The sequence below is a fragment of the Salinivibrio sp. PR5 genome (assembly GCF_001996085.1).
GTDB lineage: Bacteria > Pseudomonadota > Gammaproteobacteria > Enterobacterales > Vibrionaceae > Salinivibrio > Salinivibrio proteolyticus.
In genome coordinates this window covers 1-19,338 of sequence record NZ_MUFK01000050.1, presented here as the reverse complement: position 1 = coordinate 19,338, position 19,338 = coordinate 1, and the positions used below count along the sequence as shown (strand labels likewise).

Genomic DNA, 19,338 nt, shown 5'->3' with positions numbered 1-19,338 from the left:
GAATATGACCGGATACACTCAWCAATCGTCGTAGCCTTAAGTCTAAACTAGAGCGAGATTGCGAACGTCTTTTTAACCAAAAAAGATCAGTTTGATGATCTCCTCTGGCTGTGATCATATAGGCCGATCCTAAAATAGTTCGGGGTAGATACCGTGGATATCGCTATATTTAGATAGACGAACGTAGGCACGATTGCGACGACCACTAATGAGGTAACAGTGATGACGATTTTCAATACAACTGGCATGCAACGCCAACCGACGCATCCTGGAGCCATGTTGCGCGAAGATTTTCTGCCTGATTACGGCTTGAGTGTAGAACAATTGGCTGACGCTTTGGGCGTTTCTCGTCAATCGATGATTGCCGTATTGGATGAGCGTAAAGCCGTGAGCCCGGAGCTGGCGCTTCGTCTCGCTCGTCTGTTTGGTAACTCGCCTGAGTTTTGGCTCAATGCGCAAAGGGCCGTTGATCTTTGGGAGGCGTCGCAATCAATTAAACACGAGGTAGAAAAAATAAAACCGCTTGATGTCGCTTAATCGCGCGTCATGGCCGTAGAGAATCGCCAAATCCTGCTCAGATCAGTTAAACTGCCTGTATTCCCGACAGTTAGTGACAAGGCGTCCTATGTTTAACGGTAAATCCATTCTGATCACCGGCGGTACTGGTTCTTTTGGTAAAAAGTACGTCCGCACCCTGCTTGAACGCTATCAACCACGTCGCCTCGTGGTGCTCTCTCGCGATGAGCTCAAGCAATATGAAATGCAGCAAACCTTTAACGCCCCTTGCATGCGCTATTTTATCGGCGACGTGCGTGATGGCGATCGTTTAATGCAAGCGATGCAAGGCATTGACTATGTGATTCATGCTGCAGCACTTAAGCAGGTACCTGCCGCCGAATACAACCCGATGGAGTGTATCAAGACCAACATTCACGGTGCAGAGAATGTGATTCGCGCTGCGATTGCCAACGGGGTGGAAAAGGTGATTGCGCTCTCGACCGATAAAGCCGCCAGCCCCAATAATCTCTATGGCGCCACCAAACTGTGTTCAGATAAATTGTTTGTCGCCGCTAACAATATGACCGGGGGCCAAAAGACACGTTTTTCGGTGGTACGCTATGGCAATGTGGTCGGCTCGCGCGGCTCTGTGGTGCCTTTGTTTAAGAAAAAGGCAGCGGAAGGTGCGGATCATTTGCCCATTACTCACCCTGAAATGACCCGCTTTTGGATTACCTTGCAGCAAGGGGTGGATTTCGTGCTGAAAAACTTTTCGCGCATGTATGGCGGAGAAATATTTGTTCCTAAGATCCCATCGGTTCGTCTGACGGATCTCGCCAGCGCCTATGCCCCGAACACGCCCGTCAAGGTAATAGGCATTCGTCCCGGCGAGAAAATGCATGAAGTGATGTGTCCGGCTGACGATGCCCATCTGACGCTCGAATTTGCCGAACATTACGTGATTTGCCCAACCATTAAGTTCTACGACGCCGATTATGACTACCGAGAAAATGCGTTGGGCGAAAAAGGACAGCCCGTGCCAGAGGGCTTTGAGTATCAATCAGGCACTAACCCAGATGTGTTAACCGTCGAGGCCATTTTGCAACTCGACGCAGAGCAGTAAAGGAGTATGGCGTTGATCCCATACGGAAAGCAGCATCTTAGTGAGCAAGACTACGCCGCTGTGCTTGAGGTGCTAAAAAGTGATTATCTGACCCAAGGCCCGCAAGTTCCGGCTTTTGAAGCCGCCGTCGCCGAACTCACCGGGGCTGCGCATGCGGTCGCCGTCAATAGCGCCACATCTGCCCTGCATCTCGCTTGTCTGGCGTTAGGGTTAGGCCCAGGCGATCGTTTATGGACCTCGCCCATTACCTTTGTCGCGTCAGCCAATTGTGGTCGATACTGTGGTGCCGAAGTGGATTTTGTCGATATCGACCCGCACACGCGTAACCTATGCCCTCAGCAGCTCGCGAAAAAACTGGCGCAAGCGGCTGCTACTCACACCTTACCCAAGGTGCTGGTGGTGGTACATATGGCCGGTGCCAGTGCACCAATGGCTGAGATTGCCGCGCTCGCTAAGCGTTATCAGGTGGCCATTATTGAGGATGCGTCACATGCGATGGGCGCCCACTATCAAGGCGCGGCGGTGGGTGGATGCCAGTACAGCGATATTAGCGTATTTAGTTTTCATCCGGTCAAAGTGGTTACCGCGGGAGAGGCTGGGGTTGCCACCACCCAACATGCCACATTGGCGAAAGCGCTGCGTCAGTTGCGTAGCCACGGGATCACCCGTGACGCAGAAGACAGCCACGCTGCCCTGCCACCTTGGGGTTATGAACAGCATGCATTGGGGATGAACTATCGCCTCTCGGATATTCATGCCGCGCTTGGCCGTTCACAACTAACCCAGCTTCGTTCCTTTATCACCAGACGGTTTGCACTCGCTGAACGCTACCACCAAGCGCTGGCAGATTTGCCCGTTAAGCGACCCATTTTAGATCCTGAGTCGGCATGGCATTTGTATTTGATTGAGCTTGATCACGCCGACACACGCCGCACCGTTTTTGAGGCTATGCGTGTGCAAGGCATTGGCGTGAACGTGCACTATATTCCTGTGCATACGCAACCTTACTATCAGGCACAGGGCTTCCAGCCCGGAGACTTCCCGCTTGCCGAGCAGTATTACGCGGGGGCACTCACTTTACCGCTTTACCCCGATTTAACCGAGCAACAGCAAGATACGGTGATTGCTGCGCTACAAAAAGCCATTGAGGATGCGTGACCGATGAATGTATGTATTATTCCCGCCCGCGGTGGCAGCAAACGCATTCCGGGCAAGAACCTCAAACGGTTTAACGGTGCGCCCATTATCACCTATGCCATTGCGACAGCACGTCAAAGTGGGCTATTCGATCGCGTCTTGGTTTCCACCGATTGCGAGGACATTGCCAGTGTGGCGCGCGATGCAGGGGCTGAGGTGCCTTTTGTGCGTCCCGCCGAGATTGCCGGCGATCACGCTACGACCTTGGATGTGCTTGAGCATGCGATCCAGTGGCTCAACCCGTCGCCACAGCAAACGCCTTTGCACGCGGTTTGCTGCCTGTATGCTACCACCCCCTTTGTCACCTCGGATGACTTGCGCCAAGGCTTAGCGTTACTGGACGGCGACACCGTCAAATACAGTTTTGCCGCCACCCGCTACGCCTTTCCGATTCAGCGCAGTATTCATGTCGATGCCGATGGCAGTGTCAGCATGTTATGGCCGGAGCACTTCACTACACGCTCACAAGACCTACAACCGGCGTACCACGATGCGGGAATGTTTTACTGGGGCACGCCAAGTGCGTTTTTAGCGCGCGAGCCGGTTTTTGCGCCCCACTCGAAAGCTGTGTTGATCCCTCATTACCGCGTGCAAGACATTGATGAGCCAGATGACTGGCTACGCGCTGAACTAATGTATCAACTGTTGGAGCAACAAGCCTTGCTATGAGCCATATTGCCATTCGAGTCGATGCCTCCCAAGCGATAGGCACCGGGCACGTCAGCCGCATGCACGTGTTGGCTAACATGCTACAAACGTCGGGTCATCAGGTAACCTTGGTATGTCGCGACCTGCCCGGTAACTTGATAGCGGTCAGCCAAGAGCAAGGCTTAACGGTGGCGGTGTTGCCTGCCCCCAAAAACTCGCTTAGTAACACCGACTGGCTTGGTGTGAGCCAGCAGCAAGATGCCGAAGAGACAACCGCATACGTGGCTAACCAGCCGGTGGATTTGATGGTGGTGGATCATTACGCCCTCGATGCCCACTGGGAACAATCGATTCACACCCAATTGGGCTGTCCGGTGATGGTGGTTGATGATTTAGCCAATAGGCCCCACGATTGCGCGTTTTTGCTCGATCAAAACCCTTGGCCTGACCTGACTACGCGCTACGCGTCAAAGCTTTTAAATCCACAGACCCAATGCTTATTGGGACCTGACTATGCACTATTGCGTCCAGCATTTGCCGCCTTGCATCACTCTCCGCCGCCGCGGGAAGATAAGGTGATCGCCTTTTTCTCCGGTACGGATCCGACCGGTGAAAGCCGAAAGCTTGTGGACGCGGTGAAACACCTAGAACAAGAGCAGAAGATCGAGAGGCTGCCTTTCTCACTGTTAATTGTCACCGGCCGGCGCAACCCAGACCGCGACGCATTGTGTAAAGCGCCTGTCTCCGATGGGGTTCGTGTGGTGGAAGCACTGTCGGACTTTGATGCCCACATGGCACAGGCACGCTACGCGTTTGGGGCAGCCGGTGTGACCGCCATTGAGCGCAGCTGCTTGGCGGTCCCGAGCACCTTGGTGTGTGTGGCGGAAAACCAACACGCCATGGCCGAGTATCTCGCCGGACAGCCGGGATATCAATACTTAGGACGCGGTGAGCACACCCGCTGGCAAGATTACGCATCTGCACTGCAGCATCTTGCGGCAAACTGGCATCAGCTTCCTACCCTACCAGCGATCACTGATGGAAAAGGCGCAGAGCGTGTCGTCGCGGCCTTGGAGCATCACTTATGCAACTGATTTTTAAAGCGGTGACTCACGCGGACAGTGACACTTTATGGCATTGGCGCAACCGTCCCACTGTCCGCCAGTTTATGTACACCCAGCATGAAATTAGCCATGATGAGCACAAAGCGTGGTTCAGCCATATGCTCGCCAACACGCACCGTTATTTCTATATCGTTTACAAGTGCGTAGACGGCCAACCGGACAAGCCACTTGGCGTGGTCAATCTTGACCTCGATAGCGAGAATAGGACAAGTGCGACCTGGGCTTTTTATGCGGCTCCGAATGCACCGCGTGGCAGCGGCGCACTCATGGAGTTTGGCGCATTAAGTTTAGCATTTGAAACCTTGGGCGTGACCCAATTGAACTGTGAAGTGCTCAGTCATAATCAGGGGGTAGTTCGGCTACATCAACGCTTTGGCTTTCATGAAACGCCGCAAAGTCGGCAACGCACCTTTTCCCTACCTGAGGGAAAGACAGTCGAGATTGTGTGCCTGTCTTTGTCCGCTGATGAGTGGCAGCAAGGCGCCAGCGCCCTTCAAACCAAACTGAATATCGATGCGGTTTATGAACAACGACATTAAGATTGCAGGCCGTTTGATCGGTCCCCAGCATCCTCCCTATATCATTGCCGAAATGTCGGCGAACCATAATGGTAGCCTTGAGCTTGCCAAACAAACCATTTCCATGGCCAAAGCCTGCGGTGCCGATGCCGTCAAAATGCAAAGCTATACCGCCGATACCATTACCCTTGATTGCGACCACGATGAGTTTCAGATCAAAGGCGGACTGTGGGATGGTTATAGTCTCCACCAGCTATATCGCTGGGCACAAACCCCGTTTGAATGGCACAAGCCGTTATTTGATCACGCCAGAAAAGAAGGCATCACCTTATTCTCCTCGCCTTTTGATTGCTCAGCGATTGATTTGCTCGAAGATCTTAACGCTCCTGCCTATAAAATTGCCTCGTTCGAGGCGATTGATTTGCCCTTGATTCGCTATGCCGCGCAAACCGGTAAACCGATGATCATCTCAACCGGCATGGCTGACGAGACAGAGATTGCCGAGGCGGTGGCGACCGCCCGTGATAACGGCTGTCGTGAGCTGGTGTTGCTTCATTGTATCAGCGCCTACCCTGCGCCAATTGAACAAAGCCATCTGCGAACCATTCCAACCTTAGCCACCCGCTATCAAACCTTGGCGGGCTTATCCGATCATTCGCTGACCAACACCGCCGCGATCGCAGCCGTCGCACTCGGCGCGTGCGTGATTGAAAAACATGTGATGCTCTCTGAAGATTCGGGAGGCCCGGATGCCGCTTTCTCGCTTACGCCACCTGCACTCAGTGCGCTTTGTGAGCAAACCCACGCGGCGTGGCAAGCGTTAGGAGAAAGCGCCCTAACCACACGAGAGGCCGAGTCGAGCAACCGTCAATTTAGGCGCTCTTTGTATGTCTGTGAGGATATCGCACCCGGTGAGCCACTGACGCCCGCTAATGTGCGCAGTATTCGTCCGGGCTTTGGGTTGGCACCGAAACACTATGATACCGTGCTCGGAAAGCGCGCAACACGCGCGTTAACCAAAGGCACTCCGTTGTCGTGGGAAGATATAGACTGATAGCCTCAGTGGGTTATTCCCAAGACCACAAACAAAAAACCCGGCGAGCATGCCGGGTTTTATCATCGTGTGATAATGCGATTACATTTGCGCAATCATGTCATCTGCGAACTCAGAGCACTTACGCAGGCTTGCACCTTCCATCAGACGCTCAAAGTCATAGGTCACTGTTTTGTTCGCAATCGCTTTTTCCATTGCTTTGATCACCAGATCAGCGGCTTCAAACCAGCCCATATGGCGCAGCATCATTTCTGCAGACAGAATGAGTGAACCTGGGTTCACCTTGTCTTGACCGGCGTATTTCGGCGCCGTGCCGTGGGTAGCTTCAAACAGCGCCACACCGTCACCAATGTTGGCACCAGGAGCAATACCGATACCACCAACTTGCGCTGCCAGTGCATCGGAGATGTAGTCGCCATTCAGGTTCATGGTGGCAATCACATCATACTCCGCCGGACGCAGCAGGATTTGCTGCAAAAACGCATCCGCGATGGAGTCTTTGATGGTGATTTGTTTGCCGGTTTTTGGATTCTTCATCGTCATCCAAGGACCGCCGTCCAGCAACTCAGCACCAAACTCTTCTTTGGCGACTTCATACGCCCAGTCTTTAAACGCCCCTTCGGTAAACTTCATGATGTTACCTTTATGGACGATAGTCAGTGAGTCGCGATCGTTATCGATGGTGTACTCAAGCGCCGCACGAACCAGGCGCTTGGTGCCTTCTTCTGAGATTGGCTTGATACCCACGCCACACTGCTCTGGGAAACGGATTTTGTTGGCACCCATTTCTTCACGCAGGAATTTAATCACTTTATCCGCTTCCGCGGTGCCTGCTTTAAACTCGACACCCGCGTAGATGTCTTCTGAGTTTTCACGGAAGATCACCATATCCGTGTCTTCTGGCTTTTTCAGTGGGCTAGGAACGCCAGTGAAGTAGCGAACAGGACGCGCGCAGATGTAAAGATCGAGTTCTTGACGAAGGGCTACGTTCAGAGAACGAATACCACCACCCACAGGGGTTGTCAGTGGGCCTTTGATGGCAACTTTGTATTCACGAATAAAATCAAGTGTTTCAGCAGGTAGCCATTGATCATCACCGTATACCTTGGTGGATTTCTCACCGGTGTAGATTTCCATCCATGAAATCTTACGCTCACCGTTGTAGGCCTTAGCAACTGCTGCATCAACAACTTTAATCATTGCAGGGCTAACATCCATCCCGATGCCGTCCCCTTCAATGTAAGGGATGATTGGGTGGTTAGGGACTACCAGTTTTGTGCCGTCGAGCGTGATCTTCTGACCTTCCGCCGGTACAACTACTTTACTTTCCATTTTAATCTCCTAGCGTCCATTTGTTATCTTTGTGTAAGATGCGCACTGAGGATACTTGAATTCAGGCAACACGCCAAACAGATTATTACGTGTATAATACGGAAGTCTCATTTGCCGTTTAATCTATTTGACAGTCCTTATGACCAAGAAACCCCGCGCCAAACCAGCATCGAACACTGTTTTAAACACAACGAAAAAAGCGCTAACAGCACCGCCCACTCAAGCTTCATCCCCACGCACTACACGCGTTATTCTCGTTAACAAACCGTATAATATGTTAACGCAATTCAGTGGAGAACCCGCCGATAGCACACTGGCCGACATCGTATCGGTCAAAGATGTCTATCCAGCCGGTCGGCTTGATAAGGACAGCGAGGGGTTGCTGGTCCTCACCAATAACGGCGCCTTACAAGCAAGACTGACCCAGCCGTCCTCCAAATCTGACAAAACCTATTGGGTGCAAGTTGAAGGCGAGCCCAGCGAAGAGGCAATCCAAGCACTTTGCGACGGTGTCGAATTAAAAGATGGCCTCACGCTGCCTGCCGATGTCACCAAAATGGCACCACCCACCGTTTGGGAACGCCATCCCCCGGTTCGTTATCGCGCAAACATTCCTACCACTTGGTTAAAAGTGGTTTTGCGTGAAGGGCGAAATCGGCAAGTACGCCGCATGACTGCGCATATCGGCCACCCGACGCTGCGCTTGATTCGCGCTCAGCTAGGCCCATGGCAACTAGAAGATTTACAACCGGGCCAGTGGCGTGAAGTCGCTCCCCCGAAAGGCTTTGAGCAATTCACCCCTAAACCCAAAGGCGCAAAAGGGAAAGCACCACGTGGGCGCACTCGCTCGTCCAAGCGCGCACCATCGAAGAAACGAGATAAGCGCTAGGAATACCTGAACATACCATCGTCCGATTTTCGCACACAGACCCTCCGCGCCAAGGATGGCGCGGCGGAGCCCCCAGGGATGGGTATACGGCGTGTCTGCGTGCGGGAGTCGGTCGATAAACCTCAGGAGTTCACAAGTCTTTGCGCGGCATCCAATCCCAAGTATTAACCCTCATTGCTATTAATAGTATTAACATATGCCGGATCGGTCACAGGTCACGCGACCATCTCCCCACCCATCTACTCTCTTTGGATAACGGCTAACATGTGAGCCCTATCACATCTGTATCCGACGAATGGATTCTGTTAAACTCAGCGTCCGTTTATTGATAGCAGCATTTGTGATCACCATGTCAGATAACAGCAGCAAAAAAGTGATTGTCGGGATGTCCGGCGGTGTTGATTCGTCCGTTTCTGCCTACTTGTTGAAACAACAGGGTTATCAGGTCGAAGGCCTGTTTATGAAAAACTGGGAAGAGGATGACAACGAAGAATACTGCTCTGCTGCAGAAGACTTGGCCGATGCACAAGCTGTCTGCGATAAGCTAGGCATTGAACTGCACACCATCAACTTCGCCGCTGAGTATTGGGATAATGTTTTCGAGCACTTCCTAACGGAGTACAAAGCAGGCCGCACGCCTAATCCTGACATTCTTTGTAACAAAGAAATCAAATTTAAGGCATTTCTCGAATTTGCCGACGAAGTGCTAGACGCCGACTACATTGCTATGGGTCACTATGTACGCCGTTCGTTCCCAGAAAATGGCGAAAAAGCACAAATGTTGCGCGGCCTTGATGGCAATAAAGATCAAAGCTATTTCTTGTATACACTGAGCCATGAGCAAATCGCGCGGAGCCTGTTCCCCGTGGGCGAACTGGAAAAACCACAAGTACGCAAAATTGCTGAAGAACAAGGCCTCGTGACCGCGAAAAAGAAAGACTCGACCGGTATTTGTTTTATTGGTGAGCGCAAGTTTACTGATTTTCTTGCTAAGTACTTGCCAGCACAACCGGGCCCGATTGAAACCACGGACGGCGACGTGATTGGTGAACACCAAGGCCTGATGTATCACACACTCGGCCAACGAAAAGGGCTGGGGATTGGCGGCAGGAAAGGCGGTAATGGTAGCGAAGAGCCTTGGTATGTGGTCGATAAAGATGTCGCACGCAATGTACTGATTGTCGGTCAGGGTCACGACCATCCTCGTTTGTATTCAGAAGGCTTAATTGCCGCCCAATTGCACTGGGTCGATCGCGAAGTTATCACTGAGCCACGTCGCTGTGCGGTGAAAACACGATACCGTCAGCACGATATATCATGTACTATCACGCCTATCGATAACGACACGATTAAAGTCACTTTCGATGAACCGCAAATTGCCGTTACGCCTGGCCAATCTGCCGTGTTTTATGATGGCGACGTGTGTCTTGGCGGTGGCATCATCGAGCAACGCATTTAAGGAGCCGTGATCAGTGGCAGAGACGATTTATGATCGCACCCTCGCCTTTGCGAGCATTTGTCAAGCAGCCAAGTTGGTGCAAGATGTATCCCGTCAGGGCTATTGCGACCAAGATGCGCTGCGCACCAGTTTAAGCAGCATTATTGTGACCAATCCTTCCTCGACCCTCGACGTCTTTCGTGGCGAGGCGGGGGAAATTACAGGTGATGGCGAACGCGGCCTACGCATTGGCTTGGAAACACTGATCCATCAACTCGATAACGGCCGTAATGGGACTGAGCTGACGCGCTATCTCATCAACCTATTGGCTTTAGAGCGTAAGCTTGCCAGTCGCCGTGATGCGATGGCCCAGCTCGGTGATCGTATTGAAACCATCGAGCGCCAAGTCAGCCATTTCGATTTGCTCGATGAGCAGATGATCAGTAACCTTGCCAGCATTTACCTCGACGTGATCAGCCCGCTGGGCCCGCGGATTCAAGTTTCTGGTGACCCTCAGCATTTACAACAAACCGGTGTTCAACATCGCGTGCGTGCCATTTTGCTGTCAGGGATCCGCAGTGCTGTATTATGGCGCCAAGTTGGCGGCAAACGCAGACACCTCATCTTTGGCCGTAAAAACATGGTTGAACAGGCCAAAATCATTCTAGCCCGTACCTAATCAGATTGAACTCAGGAGACAAAAAATGGAACTGTCAGCGCTGACTGCTGTTTCCCCGGTCGATGGCCGATATGGCACGAAAACGATTGCGTTGCGATCGATTTTTAGTGAATTTGGATTATTGAAGTATCGTACCATCGTCGAGATCCGCTGGCTGCAAAAGCTTGCTGCGACTGACAGCATCACAGAAGTGCCTGCGTTTAGTGATGAGGCCAATGCATTATTGGATCGCATTGCCGCTGAATTTAGCGAGCAAGATGCTGCGCGCATCAAAGAGATTGAGCGCACCACCAACCATGACGTCAAAGCGGTTGAATACTTTTTAAAAGAAAAAGTGGCTGACAACCCTGAGCTGAATGCTGTTAACGAATTTATTCACTTCGCTTGTACCTCTGAAGACATCAATAACCTGTCTCACGCGCTGATGCTTAAAGAAGCGCGCGATACCGTTATCTTGCCTGAGATGAAGCGCCTAGAAGCGGCGGTGAAAGATCTTGCTCAGCAGTTCCGCGATGTGCCTATGCTCTCTCGCACCCACGGCCAGCCAGCGTCTCCTTCGACCATGGGTAAAGAGATGGCGAACGTTGCCTACCGCATGGCGCGCCAAATCAAACAAGTCGAGAGCACTGAAATTCTCGGTAAGATCAACGGCGCAGTCGGTAACTACAATGCGCACCTCTCAGCCTATCCAGAGATTGATTGGCACGCCTACAGCGAAGCCTTTGTCACCTCGCTTGGTATTGATTGGAACCCGTATACAACCCAAATTGAGCCGCATGATTACATTGCCGAGCTCTTTGATGCCGTCTCGCGCTTTAATACCATCTTGATCGATTTTGACCGCGATATCTGGGGCTATATTGCACTCGGTCACTTTAAGCAAAAAACCGTTGCGGGCGAAATTGGTTCATCGACCATGCCACATAAAGTGAACCCGATTGATTTTGAAAACTCGGAAGGCAACCTAGGGTTGGCGAACGCGATTTTCTCTCATCTGGGCCAAAAGCTACCGATTTCTCGTTGGCAGCGTGATCTGACTGACTCCACCGTGCTGCGCAACTTGGGCGTGGGTGTAGGCTACACCTTGATTGCTTATACCTCGACCCTTAAAGGGATCAGCAAACTGGAAGTGAATCAAGCAGCGCTCGAAGCTGAACTGGACAAAAACTGGGAAGTACTGGCAGAGCCTGTTCAAACCGTAATGCGTCGTTATGGCATTGAGAAGCCGTACGAGAAGCTGAAAGAGCTTACGCGCGGGAAACGTGTCGACGGTGAAGGCATGCGCCAGTTTATCGACGGCCTTGATTTGCCAGAGCATGAAAAAGCGCGTCTTAAGCAAATGACGCCTGCCAATTATATTGGTGATGCGGTCAAGCTCACTGACAAACTTTAAGCAAAACGCTCCCATACCTCACGGCCTCCATTTGGAGGCCGTTTTTATCCCCCTCGCACCGCCCCGCTCAGCGCGTTATACTGCCGCAAATTTCTTAACCTGTGATGCTATGTATCAGTTTCAATTTTCCATTGCCGACTTTATGTCCACTTATTGGCACCAAGCGCCTACCGTTATCCGCCAAGGCTTTATAGACTTCGAGGATCCCATCGACCCAGAGGAAGTCGCAGGCTTGGCGATGGAAGCCGATATTGATTCTCGCATGGTGACACACGCGAATGGTCAATGGCAGGTTGCCCACGGACCGTTTGAGGATTTTAGCGACTTTCCTGATACTCACGCGCAACTGATTGTTCAGGCAGCCAACCACTGGCACCCGGGCGCCCGCGAGTTAGCCAGTGCCTTTTCGACACTGCCTCAGTGGTTATTCGACGATCTTATGGTGTGCTATTCCCAACCGCATGGCGGCGTTGGTCCTCATATTGATCAATATGATGTCTTTATTGTGCAAGGCCAAGGGCGTCGTCGCTGGCGTGTGGGGCCCAAAGGGCAGTATCAAGAAGCCAATTTGGAAACAGGTCTTAAGCAAATTACCGGCTTCGATGCCATCATCGATGTGGTGCTAGAGCCGGGAGATATTCTTTATATTCCACCAGGCTTTCCGCATGAAGGGGATACGCTAGCGCCCTCGCTCAGTTACTCAATTGGCTATCGCTCACCAAAAGCCCGCGAGCTATTGAGTAGCTATGCCGACCAAGTTATCGTCGATGAAGCAGGCGACCATCATTTCCATTGGCCAGCCATGCAAGCGCAACCCGACGCGCCGGCGGCATTAGATCAACAACATCTCGCGCAAATGGATGAGATGATGATGGCGTTAATGCACGACAAAACCCGTAAAAAGCGCTGGATTGGCGAGTTTCTCTCTCAGGCTAGACACGAGCTCGATTTGCTCAGCCCCGATCCTCAGTGGCAGCCTGATAGCCTCAAAGCCGCCATGCAAGATGGGCTTTGCTTAGAAAAACTCAGTGGCTTACGTGCGTTTTATCACCCAGACCAGCCTGAAATGATTTTTATGCTCGGTGAAAGCTTTGATTTGCCCGCGGAGTGTGCAGCGCTTACTCCAGCGTTGTGTAATCAACGCTTTATTGATTGGGAAACCCTCGGCAACGCCGCCGACAATAACCTGTTTTGGCCGATGCTCACGCTTTGGGTCAATCGCGGCTACTGGTACCCTCTCGAGGAAGCACCAGAATAACCGCGTCTCATCAAGGTTATACTTTAAATTGGGCCGTGAGCGCACGCTGGCGGCCTGCTAACCCTTCAAGCTGGCTAGCTATGCTGGCGGTAGATTCAGCATGCGACAAGAGTTCATCACTGCGCTGACGAATATGCGTCACGTTTTGGGTGACATCGCCTGAGACGGCACTTTGTTGCTCAGCCGCGGCACTTATTTCACTATTTAGATCCATCATCTCCTGCATCGCCGCACGTATTTGATCTAAGCTGGTTACGGTTTCTTGCACTTTTTCCGCGGTATGATCTGCCAGTTGATTACCATCGTGAATAGCAGAGACAACGGAGTCAGCCCCTGACTGGAGCGAGTCAATAACGGTACGAATCTGCGAGATAGACTGGTTGGTTCGCTGAGCCAATTCTCGGACTTCGTCTGCCACCACCGCGAATCCTCGTCCCTGCTCTCCCGCGCGTGCCGCTTCAATGGCCGCGTTTAACGCAAGCAAATTGGTTTGCTCTGACATGGTATCGATGACGGTTAAAATCTCGGTAATGTCTTGGCTGCTTTTATGTAAAGCTTGCGCATCATGCGTGGCACCATTGAGTGTCTCGACCAAGCGCGCCATCGCTTCAGACGAGGTTGTGACAATCGCCTCCCCACGCGCCGTCGCTGTATTCACGGCACTAGCCGCGCTTAGCGCGGATTCAGTATGGCGGGCGACTTGCGTCGCCGTTTGCGTCATTTGCTCCGAGGCGGTTGCCACCGCATCCAAGCTTGAGACTTGTTCACGACTACCATCTCGAGTTTGCGCCGCCACGCGTGATACTTCTTTAGCGGTGTGTTCCGCTTCTTTAACGCTATCAATCACGTTTGCCATGATGGGCTGGAGCTTATCGAGAAAGCGATTAAACCGCCCCGCTAATACACCAATTTCATCGCGGTTTTTGAGGACAATGCGCTGAGTCAGATCGCCATCACCATCCGCAATCTCCGCTAACCGAGCGGCTAAAAGGCGCAATGGTTTAACGATTTGCCGTGCAGCAATACTCACAACGACTAAAGCCAGTAGAATGGCAATCACGCCCAAGGTCCGCTCAGTTGTGGCGGCTTGCGCGCGTTGCGCAGTTATCTGCGATGCTAGCTGTGTCGCACTCGCCAGCAATGCTTGTTCCGGCAGCGAAATAAGCACTCCCCATGTTGCACTGGGTAACGCAATCGGCACATAGGTCATTAATTGGCCTTGCTGCCACTGCGTTTTCGCGTCCCCTGCGCTTATCCACTCTGACAGCTGAGATGGCGAATAACGCAATTGCGAGATATCACTCCCCAATGCATTGGGCTCATCGGTTGCCACCAACTGGCCGCGCTGACTGATCACACTAATATGCCCACGGCCGTCAAAGAGTGCTTGGTCCGCTTGCTCAATCAAGGCTTGTAGGTCATTCAATTGGATCTCAATCCCAAGCACACCGAGCACATCACTATCACGCATCAGCGGTGAGGAAATCGTAACATGTAAGCCTTCGCTATCACTTTGGGGGGCGGAAACACAGGCTGTGCCTTGGCTAAGCGGGCATTGATACCAATAATTGCTGGGCTGCCCGGAGGCGGTGCGGGCGGTATCATTAATTTGTGATTCGCTCAGCACTGATGGCGTCAACTGGTCACCACGCTTTTGCCATAGACTGGCAAAGCGGCCTGCGGCATTGGCGCCACGTTCACTGTCTAATTGGTAAAACTCATCCTCTTGGTCAAGTGCATTGGGCTCAAACACGACAAATGCTGCTTGCACGCTGTCGAAGTTCACAACAGAGCGACGGACGAGTTCATTAATCGAGCCGCGAAGCTCACCACTGTCAGTAAAATTTTGCTCCGCGTTATACTGTAAATATACCACGCTTTGGGCCAGCATTTGTGCGCGGTACACCGCCTCATCAAGCGAACGTTGAACATGGGTGGCTTGCACTTGTGCTTGGCTTGTCGCTAAGCGCTGTGCAGATTGTTTTAGGCTCTGCGTACTCGCAGTGCTAACGGTTTGGTGGAGTTGCTGATTCACGTACGACGAAAAACTCAGCAGCGCTGCTGCTGTAATGGCGACACAGGCGCCAGCCACCAGCGTGACTTTCCATTGGATCGAAAGGGATTTCATGACAGCTCCTTGTCATTACAACGCACTCGCATAATGCCAGCGCTATTCTCATCCTTGAAACGCTTGCAACTAAACCATAACAAAAAAGCGCAGGCGATAAACCTGCGCTTCCCATATTTTTGCTTTTTTACGGTAAGAACCCTAAATGACTTACCTGTCTTTCGGGTCTAACGCATCGCGTAAACCATCACCGACATAGTTAAAGCAAAACAGTGTCATTACCATAAAGGCCGCAGGGAAAAGCAATTGCCAAATCGCGAGTTCCATCGTTTGAGAACCCTCTTGCAACAACGCCCCCCAACTGGTCATCGGCTCTTGCACCCCGAGTCCCAAGAAACTCAGGAATGATTCAAACAAAATCATATTGGGGACAAGCAAGGTCGAGTAAACCGCAACAATACCGAGTACGTTTGGCACGATATGGCGCGTAATAATATGGCGCGTACTAACCCCTGAAACGTGCGCGGCTTCGACGAACTCTTTACTGCGTAAGCTTAGGGTTTGACCACGCACAATACGCGCCATGTCTAGCCATGCAATACAGCCGATGGCAACGAAGATCAACACGATATTACGGCCAAAGAAGGTAACCAATACAATCACGAAGAACATGAATGGAATCGATTGGAGGATCTCGACCAAACGCATCATGACAGCATCGGTGCGGCCGCCAATAAAGCCAGATGTGGCACCATATAGCGTACCAATCAGCACCGCGACGAGTGCCCCCATGACACCGACCATAATCGAAATGCGCCCGCCCATCATGGTGCGGGTAAACAAATCACGTCCCAGCGCATCGGTACCAAACCAATGCCCCTCCATACCAAATGATGGCGCGGCATGAATAGCATACCAATCGGTCGCATCGTAGGCATAGGCACTTAGGTGCGGCCCAATAATTACACTAAGACCAATCAAAAACAGGATGACCAAACTTGCCATCGCCGCGCGGTTGCGTCGAAAACGCACCGCAGCATCTTGCCATAAGCTTCGACCCTTCACATCGACTTGTTCAGAGAAGCTCTCGAGGGCGTCAATATTTTCTTTTTTCGTCAGCATTATGTCACCCCTAGTAACGGATCTTAGGATCGATATACGCCAGCAGGATATCGACGATAGCGTTAAACAGAATGGTGAGCGTACCAATTAAGATGGTGCAGCCCAGTACCAGTGAATAGTCGCGGTTAAACGCTGCGTTCACGAATAACTTACCGATGCCAGGCAAACCAAAGATGGTTTCAATCACAACCGAACCAGTAATAATCCCCACAAACGCAGGTCCCATGTAAGAAACAACTGGTAGCATCGCCGGCTTCAGTGCATGCTTAACAATAATTTTGGGGTAACTCAGTCCTTTCGCGCGAGCGGTACGAATGAAGTTACTGTTCAAGGTTTCAATCATGCTGCCTCGAGTGACACGCGCAAATGTTGCCACGTAAAGCAGCGACATGCCTATCATGGGTAGGATCATGAACTGCCAGCCACCACCTTGCCAGCCACCAGCAGGAAGCCAACCGAGATTAATCGAGAAGATGTAAATCAACACCGGGGCGAGAACAAATGATGGCATTACTACCCCAAGCATGGCTGTCGACATGATGGCATAGTCAATCCAGGTGTTTTGCTTAAGTGCCGCAATGGTGCCAATCGTAACCCCAAACACTAACGTGAACAAAAACGCCAAGGCGCCGATTTGGGCAGAGACTGGAAATGCCCCCGCGATCAGCTCGTTCACCGAGAAATCGATGTATTTAAATGAGGGACCAAAGTCACCCTGTAAAATATTGCCAAGGTAGGTGGTGTATTGTTCGAACACCGGCTTATCCAAGCCATACTTAGCATTAATGTTGGCCATTACCTCTGGGGGTAACGGACGCTCACTTGAAAAAGGGTTGCCGGGCGCAAACCGCATTAAGAAAAAGGAAACAGTGATCAATACCAACAAAGTTGGAATGGCTTCCAAAATTCGCTTAGCGATAAATTTCAACATAGCTGTACCGTATCGTTTTGAGAATCACAGCGAGCGCTGTCTGAATAGACCTCACAGACAGCGACAGCCAGCCAAGGAAGCCGCCTATGGCGACTCCCTCAGTTAGCTGTGAGTCAGGGGTTTATTCCGCTTTAATGTAAAGATCTTTAGAGTAGATCTTCTCTTCAGCGTTATTCGCAGGGAACCCGCCCACTTTCGGGCTAAGGAGACGCGCTTTAACATACTGATAGATAGGCGCGATCGGCATGTCTTTCGCCATTTGCGCTTCTGCGTCTAGGTACAGTTGCTCACGCTCAGCATCATCCGTGGTTTCCATCGCTTTTTGCATGATGGCATCGTAGGCTTTGCTGTCGTAATGCACACCGCCTGATGTATTGGTGCTGCGCATCAATGTTAAGAAGGTAGAGGCTTCGTTATAGTCACCACACCAACCGGCGCGTGCCACATCAAAGTCACCTTCATCCTTGGTGCTCAGGTAAGTTTTCCACTCTTGGTTGTTGAGCTCTACATTCACACCCAGCTTGTCTTTCCACATTTGACCAATCGCAACGGCCAGTTTTTTGTGGTTCTCACTGGTGTTGTAGAGCAATGAGAAATCAAGTGGATTGCTTTCGTCAAAACCTGCTTCCTTGAGAAGACGTTTTGCTTCTGCATCACGCTCTTCTTGAGTCATTTTCGCATAAGCCGGTAACTCTGGTGAGAAGCCTGCAGTAATTTCCGGCGTGAGGAAGTAAGCAGGCTTTTGGCCTTGGCCCAGTAGCGCGTCAGTCACGACATTACGGTCAATGGCGTAAGACAAGGCTTTACGTACTCGAACGTCATCAAAGGGTTCGCGCTTGGTGTTGAACAGGTAATAGTAGCTACACAGGTTACCGACGATCGAAAGATCTTCAGGGTGCTCCTGTTTAAGACGACGGAAATGCTCGTTGGGAATTTCATTCGTCATATCAATCTCACCGGCCAAGAAGCGATTCATTTCTGAGACTTGGTTTTCAATGGGTAAGAAAGTTACTTTATCTAACGTCGTGTTTTCATTATCCCAATATTGTTCGTTACGCTTGAGATCAATGCGCTCATTGATTACCCAGTTATCCACGACATAAGCGCCATTGCCCACAAAGTGCTCAGGCTTTGTCCACTGATCGCCATACTTCTCAACGACTTTTTGGTTCACAGGCTTCATGGTGGTATGACCCATCATTTTCACCAAGTAAGGCACCGCGGTATCTAGGGTGACTTGCAGGGTATGATCGTCGAGCGCTTTCACACCCAAAGTGTCTTTGTCTTTGGTGCCATCAACAATGTCTTTGGCATTGAGCATATGGGTATAAGCGACATACCACGAGTATGGCGACGCGGTGTTCGGATCGACAACCCGTTTAAAGCTGTATTCAAAGTCGTGTGCGGTGACAGGATCGCCATTTGACCACTTAGCATCCTCACGCAAGTAAAAGGTGAACACTTTGTTGTCTTCGTTTTCCCAGCGCTCTGCAACCCCAGGGATCACATTGCCGTCGGCGTCTTGGTTAACCAAGCCTTCCAGCAAATCACGAATGACGTGAGATTCAGGCACACCTTGGGTCTTGTGCGGGTCAAGTGAAGCGACTTCTGCAGCATTACCACGGACCAACTCTTGCACTTCAGCAAGTTTCGGTTCACCAGCAGGCGCTTCGGTTTTCGTTTCAGGGCTCGTTTGGGAGGTTTGTTTTTGCTCTGGTTCACTACATCCTGTAAGAGCCAGAGATAGGCCAGCGCCCATAAAGAGGGTTCGGGTGATCGTGTTTAGCTTCATCGTGTAACTCCATAACAATCGCTATATGCATCCGTGACAATCAACACAGGGGATAAAGCGTCCTTCGTGCCTAAACACGTATTGCTCACCGACCTGTGCGGATTAATGGCAAAACATTACCAATCAGCGCTGTGTTTTGCCACAACACTGAAGTATTTTGCCATAAAACGGCAATAAAAACTCATATTTAACTAGATACAAACGACAAATGAGAACACTCAGCTGGTATGAGCTGTAATAAGTAGCACTTTATTCACAGAAAGAATTAAAAAAC

16 protein-coding genes and 1 pseudogene are annotated in these 19,338 nt (G+C 51.3%); 12 read left to right on the top strand and 5 right to left on the bottom strand.

Annotated elements, in window-relative coordinates; translation table 11 throughout:
* The first annotated feature begins 222 nt into the window (after positions 1-222).
* The 7 genes from BZG82_RS14260 (at position 223) to pseI (ending at position 6,162) form a co-directional block, all read left to right on the top strand.
* The gene (locus BZG82_RS14260) at positions 223-537 is read left to right on the top strand and encodes a HigA family addiction module antitoxin (RefSeq protein ID WP_077521189.1); all 315 of its coding nucleotides are present in this window, start codon (positions 223-225) and stop codon (positions 535-537) included.
* A gap of 88 nt (positions 538-625) precedes the next feature.
* Complete coding sequence (pseB, locus tag BZG82_RS14255; protein WP_077662204.1) at positions 626-1,621, top strand: UDP-N-acetylglucosamine 4,6-dehydratase (inverting); 996 nt, start codon at positions 626-628, stop codon at positions 1,619-1,621.
* A 12-nt stretch (positions 1,622-1,633) separates the two neighbouring features.
* Complete coding sequence (gene pseC, locus BZG82_RS14250; protein ID WP_077766138.1) at positions 1,634-2,779, top strand: UDP-4-amino-4,6-dideoxy-N-acetyl-beta-L-altrosamine transaminase; 1,146 nt, start codon at positions 1,634-1,636, stop codon at positions 2,777-2,779.
* 3 nt (positions 2,780-2,782) lie between these two features.
* Entirely contained in the window at positions 2,783-3,487 is a 705-nt protein-coding gene (gene pseF / locus BZG82_RS14245) for a pseudaminic acid cytidylyltransferase (RefSeq protein WP_077766136.1), read from the top strand.
* Positions 3,484-4,560, top strand: a complete 1,077-nt coding sequence (gene pseG, locus BZG82_RS14240; RefSeq protein WP_077766135.1) for a UDP-2,4-diacetamido-2,4,6-trideoxy-beta-L-altropyranose hydrolase — start codon at positions 3,484-3,486, stop codon at positions 4,558-4,560. The genes pseF and pseG overlap by 4 nt, the downstream gene beginning before the upstream one ends.
* Positions 4,551-5,129, top strand: a complete 579-nt coding sequence (gene pseH, locus BZG82_RS14235; protein WP_077766134.1) for a UDP-4-amino-4,6-dideoxy-N-acetyl-beta-L-altrosamine N-acetyltransferase — start codon at positions 4,551-4,553, stop codon at positions 5,127-5,129. The genes pseG and pseH overlap by 10 nt, the downstream gene beginning before the upstream one ends.
* Positions 5,113-6,162, top strand: coding sequence for a pseudaminic acid synthase (gene pseI / locus BZG82_RS14230; RefSeq protein WP_077766133.1), 1,050 nt, complete (start codon positions 5,113-5,115; stop codon positions 6,160-6,162). Before pseH ends, pseI begins: the two co-directional genes overlap by 17 nt.
* Before the next feature lie 81 nt (positions 6,163-6,243).
* On the opposite strand, the gene icd is transcribed toward pseI, so the two are convergent.
* Complete coding sequence (icd, locus tag BZG82_RS14225; RefSeq protein ID WP_069587345.1) at positions 6,244-7,494, bottom strand: NADP-dependent isocitrate dehydrogenase; 1,251 nt, start codon at positions 7,492-7,494, stop codon at positions 6,244-6,246.
* 139 nt (positions 7,495-7,633) lie between these two features.
* On the opposite strand from icd, the pseudogene BZG82_RS14220 reads away from it, so the two are divergent.
* The 5 genes and pseudogenes from BZG82_RS14220 to BZG82_RS14200 form a co-directional block, all read left to right on the top strand.
* Positions 7,634-8,263: pseudogene (locus BZG82_RS14220) on the top strand (pseudouridine synthase); the annotation flags it as partial.
* A 469-nt stretch (positions 8,264-8,732) separates the two neighbouring features.
* Complete coding sequence (gene mnmA / locus BZG82_RS14215; RefSeq protein WP_077766137.1) at positions 8,733-9,842, top strand: tRNA 2-thiouridine(34) synthase MnmA; 1,110 nt, start codon at positions 8,733-8,735, stop codon at positions 9,840-9,842.
* A gap of 13 nt (positions 9,843-9,855) precedes the next feature.
* Complete coding sequence (gene hflD / locus BZG82_RS14210) at positions 9,856-10,500, top strand: high frequency lysogenization protein HflD (RefSeq protein WP_069587346.1); 645 nt, start codon at positions 9,856-9,858, stop codon at positions 10,498-10,500.
* Positions 10,501-10,525: 25 nt separating this feature from the next.
* Positions 10,526-11,893: an adenylosuccinate lyase gene (purB, locus tag BZG82_RS14205; RefSeq protein ID WP_069587347.1), complete on the top strand. Its 1,368-nt coding sequence runs from the start codon at positions 10,526-10,528 to the stop codon at positions 11,891-11,893.
* Between the two features lie 109 nt (positions 11,894-12,002).
* Positions 12,003-13,151 (top strand): ribosomal protein uL16 3-hydroxylase, encoded by a 1,149-nt coding sequence (locus tag BZG82_RS14200; RefSeq protein ID WP_077766131.1) that lies wholly within the window; start codon positions 12,003-12,005, stop codon positions 13,149-13,151.
* Between the two features lie 16 nt (positions 13,152-13,167).
* Here BZG82_RS14200 and BZG82_RS14195 read toward each other — a convergent pair whose 3' ends face one another.
* The 4 genes from BZG82_RS14195 to BZG82_RS14180 form a co-directional block, all read right to left on the bottom strand.
* Positions 13,168-15,279 carry a methyl-accepting chemotaxis protein gene (locus BZG82_RS14195; RefSeq protein WP_077766130.1) on the bottom strand — a complete coding sequence of 704 codons (2,112 nt, stop codon included), beginning with the start codon at positions 15,277-15,279 and terminating at the stop codon, positions 13,168-13,170.
* A 150-nt stretch (positions 15,280-15,429) separates the two neighbouring features.
* Complete coding sequence (oppC, locus tag BZG82_RS14190) at positions 15,430-16,341, bottom strand: oligopeptide ABC transporter permease OppC (RefSeq protein WP_069590927.1); 912 nt, start codon at positions 16,339-16,341, stop codon at positions 15,430-15,432.
* A 10-nt stretch (positions 16,342-16,351) separates the two neighbouring features.
* Positions 16,352-17,272: an oligopeptide ABC transporter permease OppB gene (gene oppB / locus BZG82_RS14185; RefSeq protein WP_069590926.1), complete on the bottom strand. Its 921-nt coding sequence runs from the start codon at positions 17,270-17,272 to the stop codon at positions 16,352-16,354.
* Between the two features lie 121 nt (positions 17,273-17,393).
* Complete coding sequence (locus BZG82_RS14180; protein ID WP_077766129.1) at positions 17,394-19,064, bottom strand: ABC transporter substrate-binding protein; 1,671 nt, start codon at positions 19,062-19,064, stop codon at positions 17,394-17,396.
* Positions 19,065-19,338 lie beyond the last annotated feature (274 nt).

Excerpts from the sequence above, each read along its gene's own strand:
- BZG82_RS14260 (WP_077521189.1), top strand. The coding sequence starts at position 223 with ATGACGATTTTCAATACAACTGGCATGCAACGCCAACCGACGCATCCT.
- pseB (WP_077662204.1), top strand. The coding sequence starts at position 626 with ATGTTTAACGGTAAATCCATTCTGATCACCGGCGGTACTGGTTCTTTT.
- pseF (WP_077766136.1), top strand. The coding sequence starts at position 2,783 with ATGAATGTATGTATTATTCCCGCCCGCGGTGGCAGCAAACGCATTCCG.
- pseG (WP_077766135.1), top strand. The coding sequence starts at position 3,484 with ATGAGCCATATTGCCATTCGAGTCGATGCCTCCCAAGCGATAGGCACC.
- pseH (WP_077766134.1), top strand. The coding sequence starts at position 4,551 with ATGCAACTGATTTTTAAAGCGGTGACTCACGCGGACAGTGACACTTTA.
- pseI (WP_077766133.1), top strand. The coding sequence starts at position 5,113 with ATGAACAACGACATTAAGATTGCAGGCCGTTTGATCGGTCCCCAGCAT.
- icd (WP_069587345.1), bottom strand. The coding sequence starts at position 7,494 with ATGGAAAGTAAAGTAGTTGTACCGGCGGAAGGTCAGAAGATCACGCTC.
- mnmA (WP_077766137.1), top strand. The coding sequence starts at position 8,733 with ATGTCAGATAACAGCAGCAAAAAAGTGATTGTCGGGATGTCCGGCGGT.
- purB (WP_069587347.1), top strand. The coding sequence starts at position 10,526 with ATGGAACTGTCAGCGCTGACTGCTGTTTCCCCGGTCGATGGCCGATAT.
- BZG82_RS14200 (WP_077766131.1), top strand. The coding sequence starts at position 12,003 with ATGTATCAGTTTCAATTTTCCATTGCCGACTTTATGTCCACTTATTGG.
- BZG82_RS14195 (WP_077766130.1), bottom strand. The coding sequence starts at position 15,279 with ATGAAATCCCTTTCGATCCAATGGAAAGTCACGCTGGTGGCTGGCGCC.
- oppC (WP_069590927.1), bottom strand. The coding sequence starts at position 16,341 with ATGCTGACGAAAAAAGAAAATATTGACGCCCTCGAGAGCTTCTCTGAA.
- oppB (WP_069590926.1), bottom strand. The coding sequence starts at position 17,272 with ATGTTGAAATTTATCGCTAAGCGAATTTTGGAAGCCATTCCAACTTTG.
- BZG82_RS14180 (WP_077766129.1), bottom strand. The coding sequence starts at position 19,064 with ATGAAGCTAAACACGATCACCCGAACCCTCTTTATGGGCGCTGGCCTA.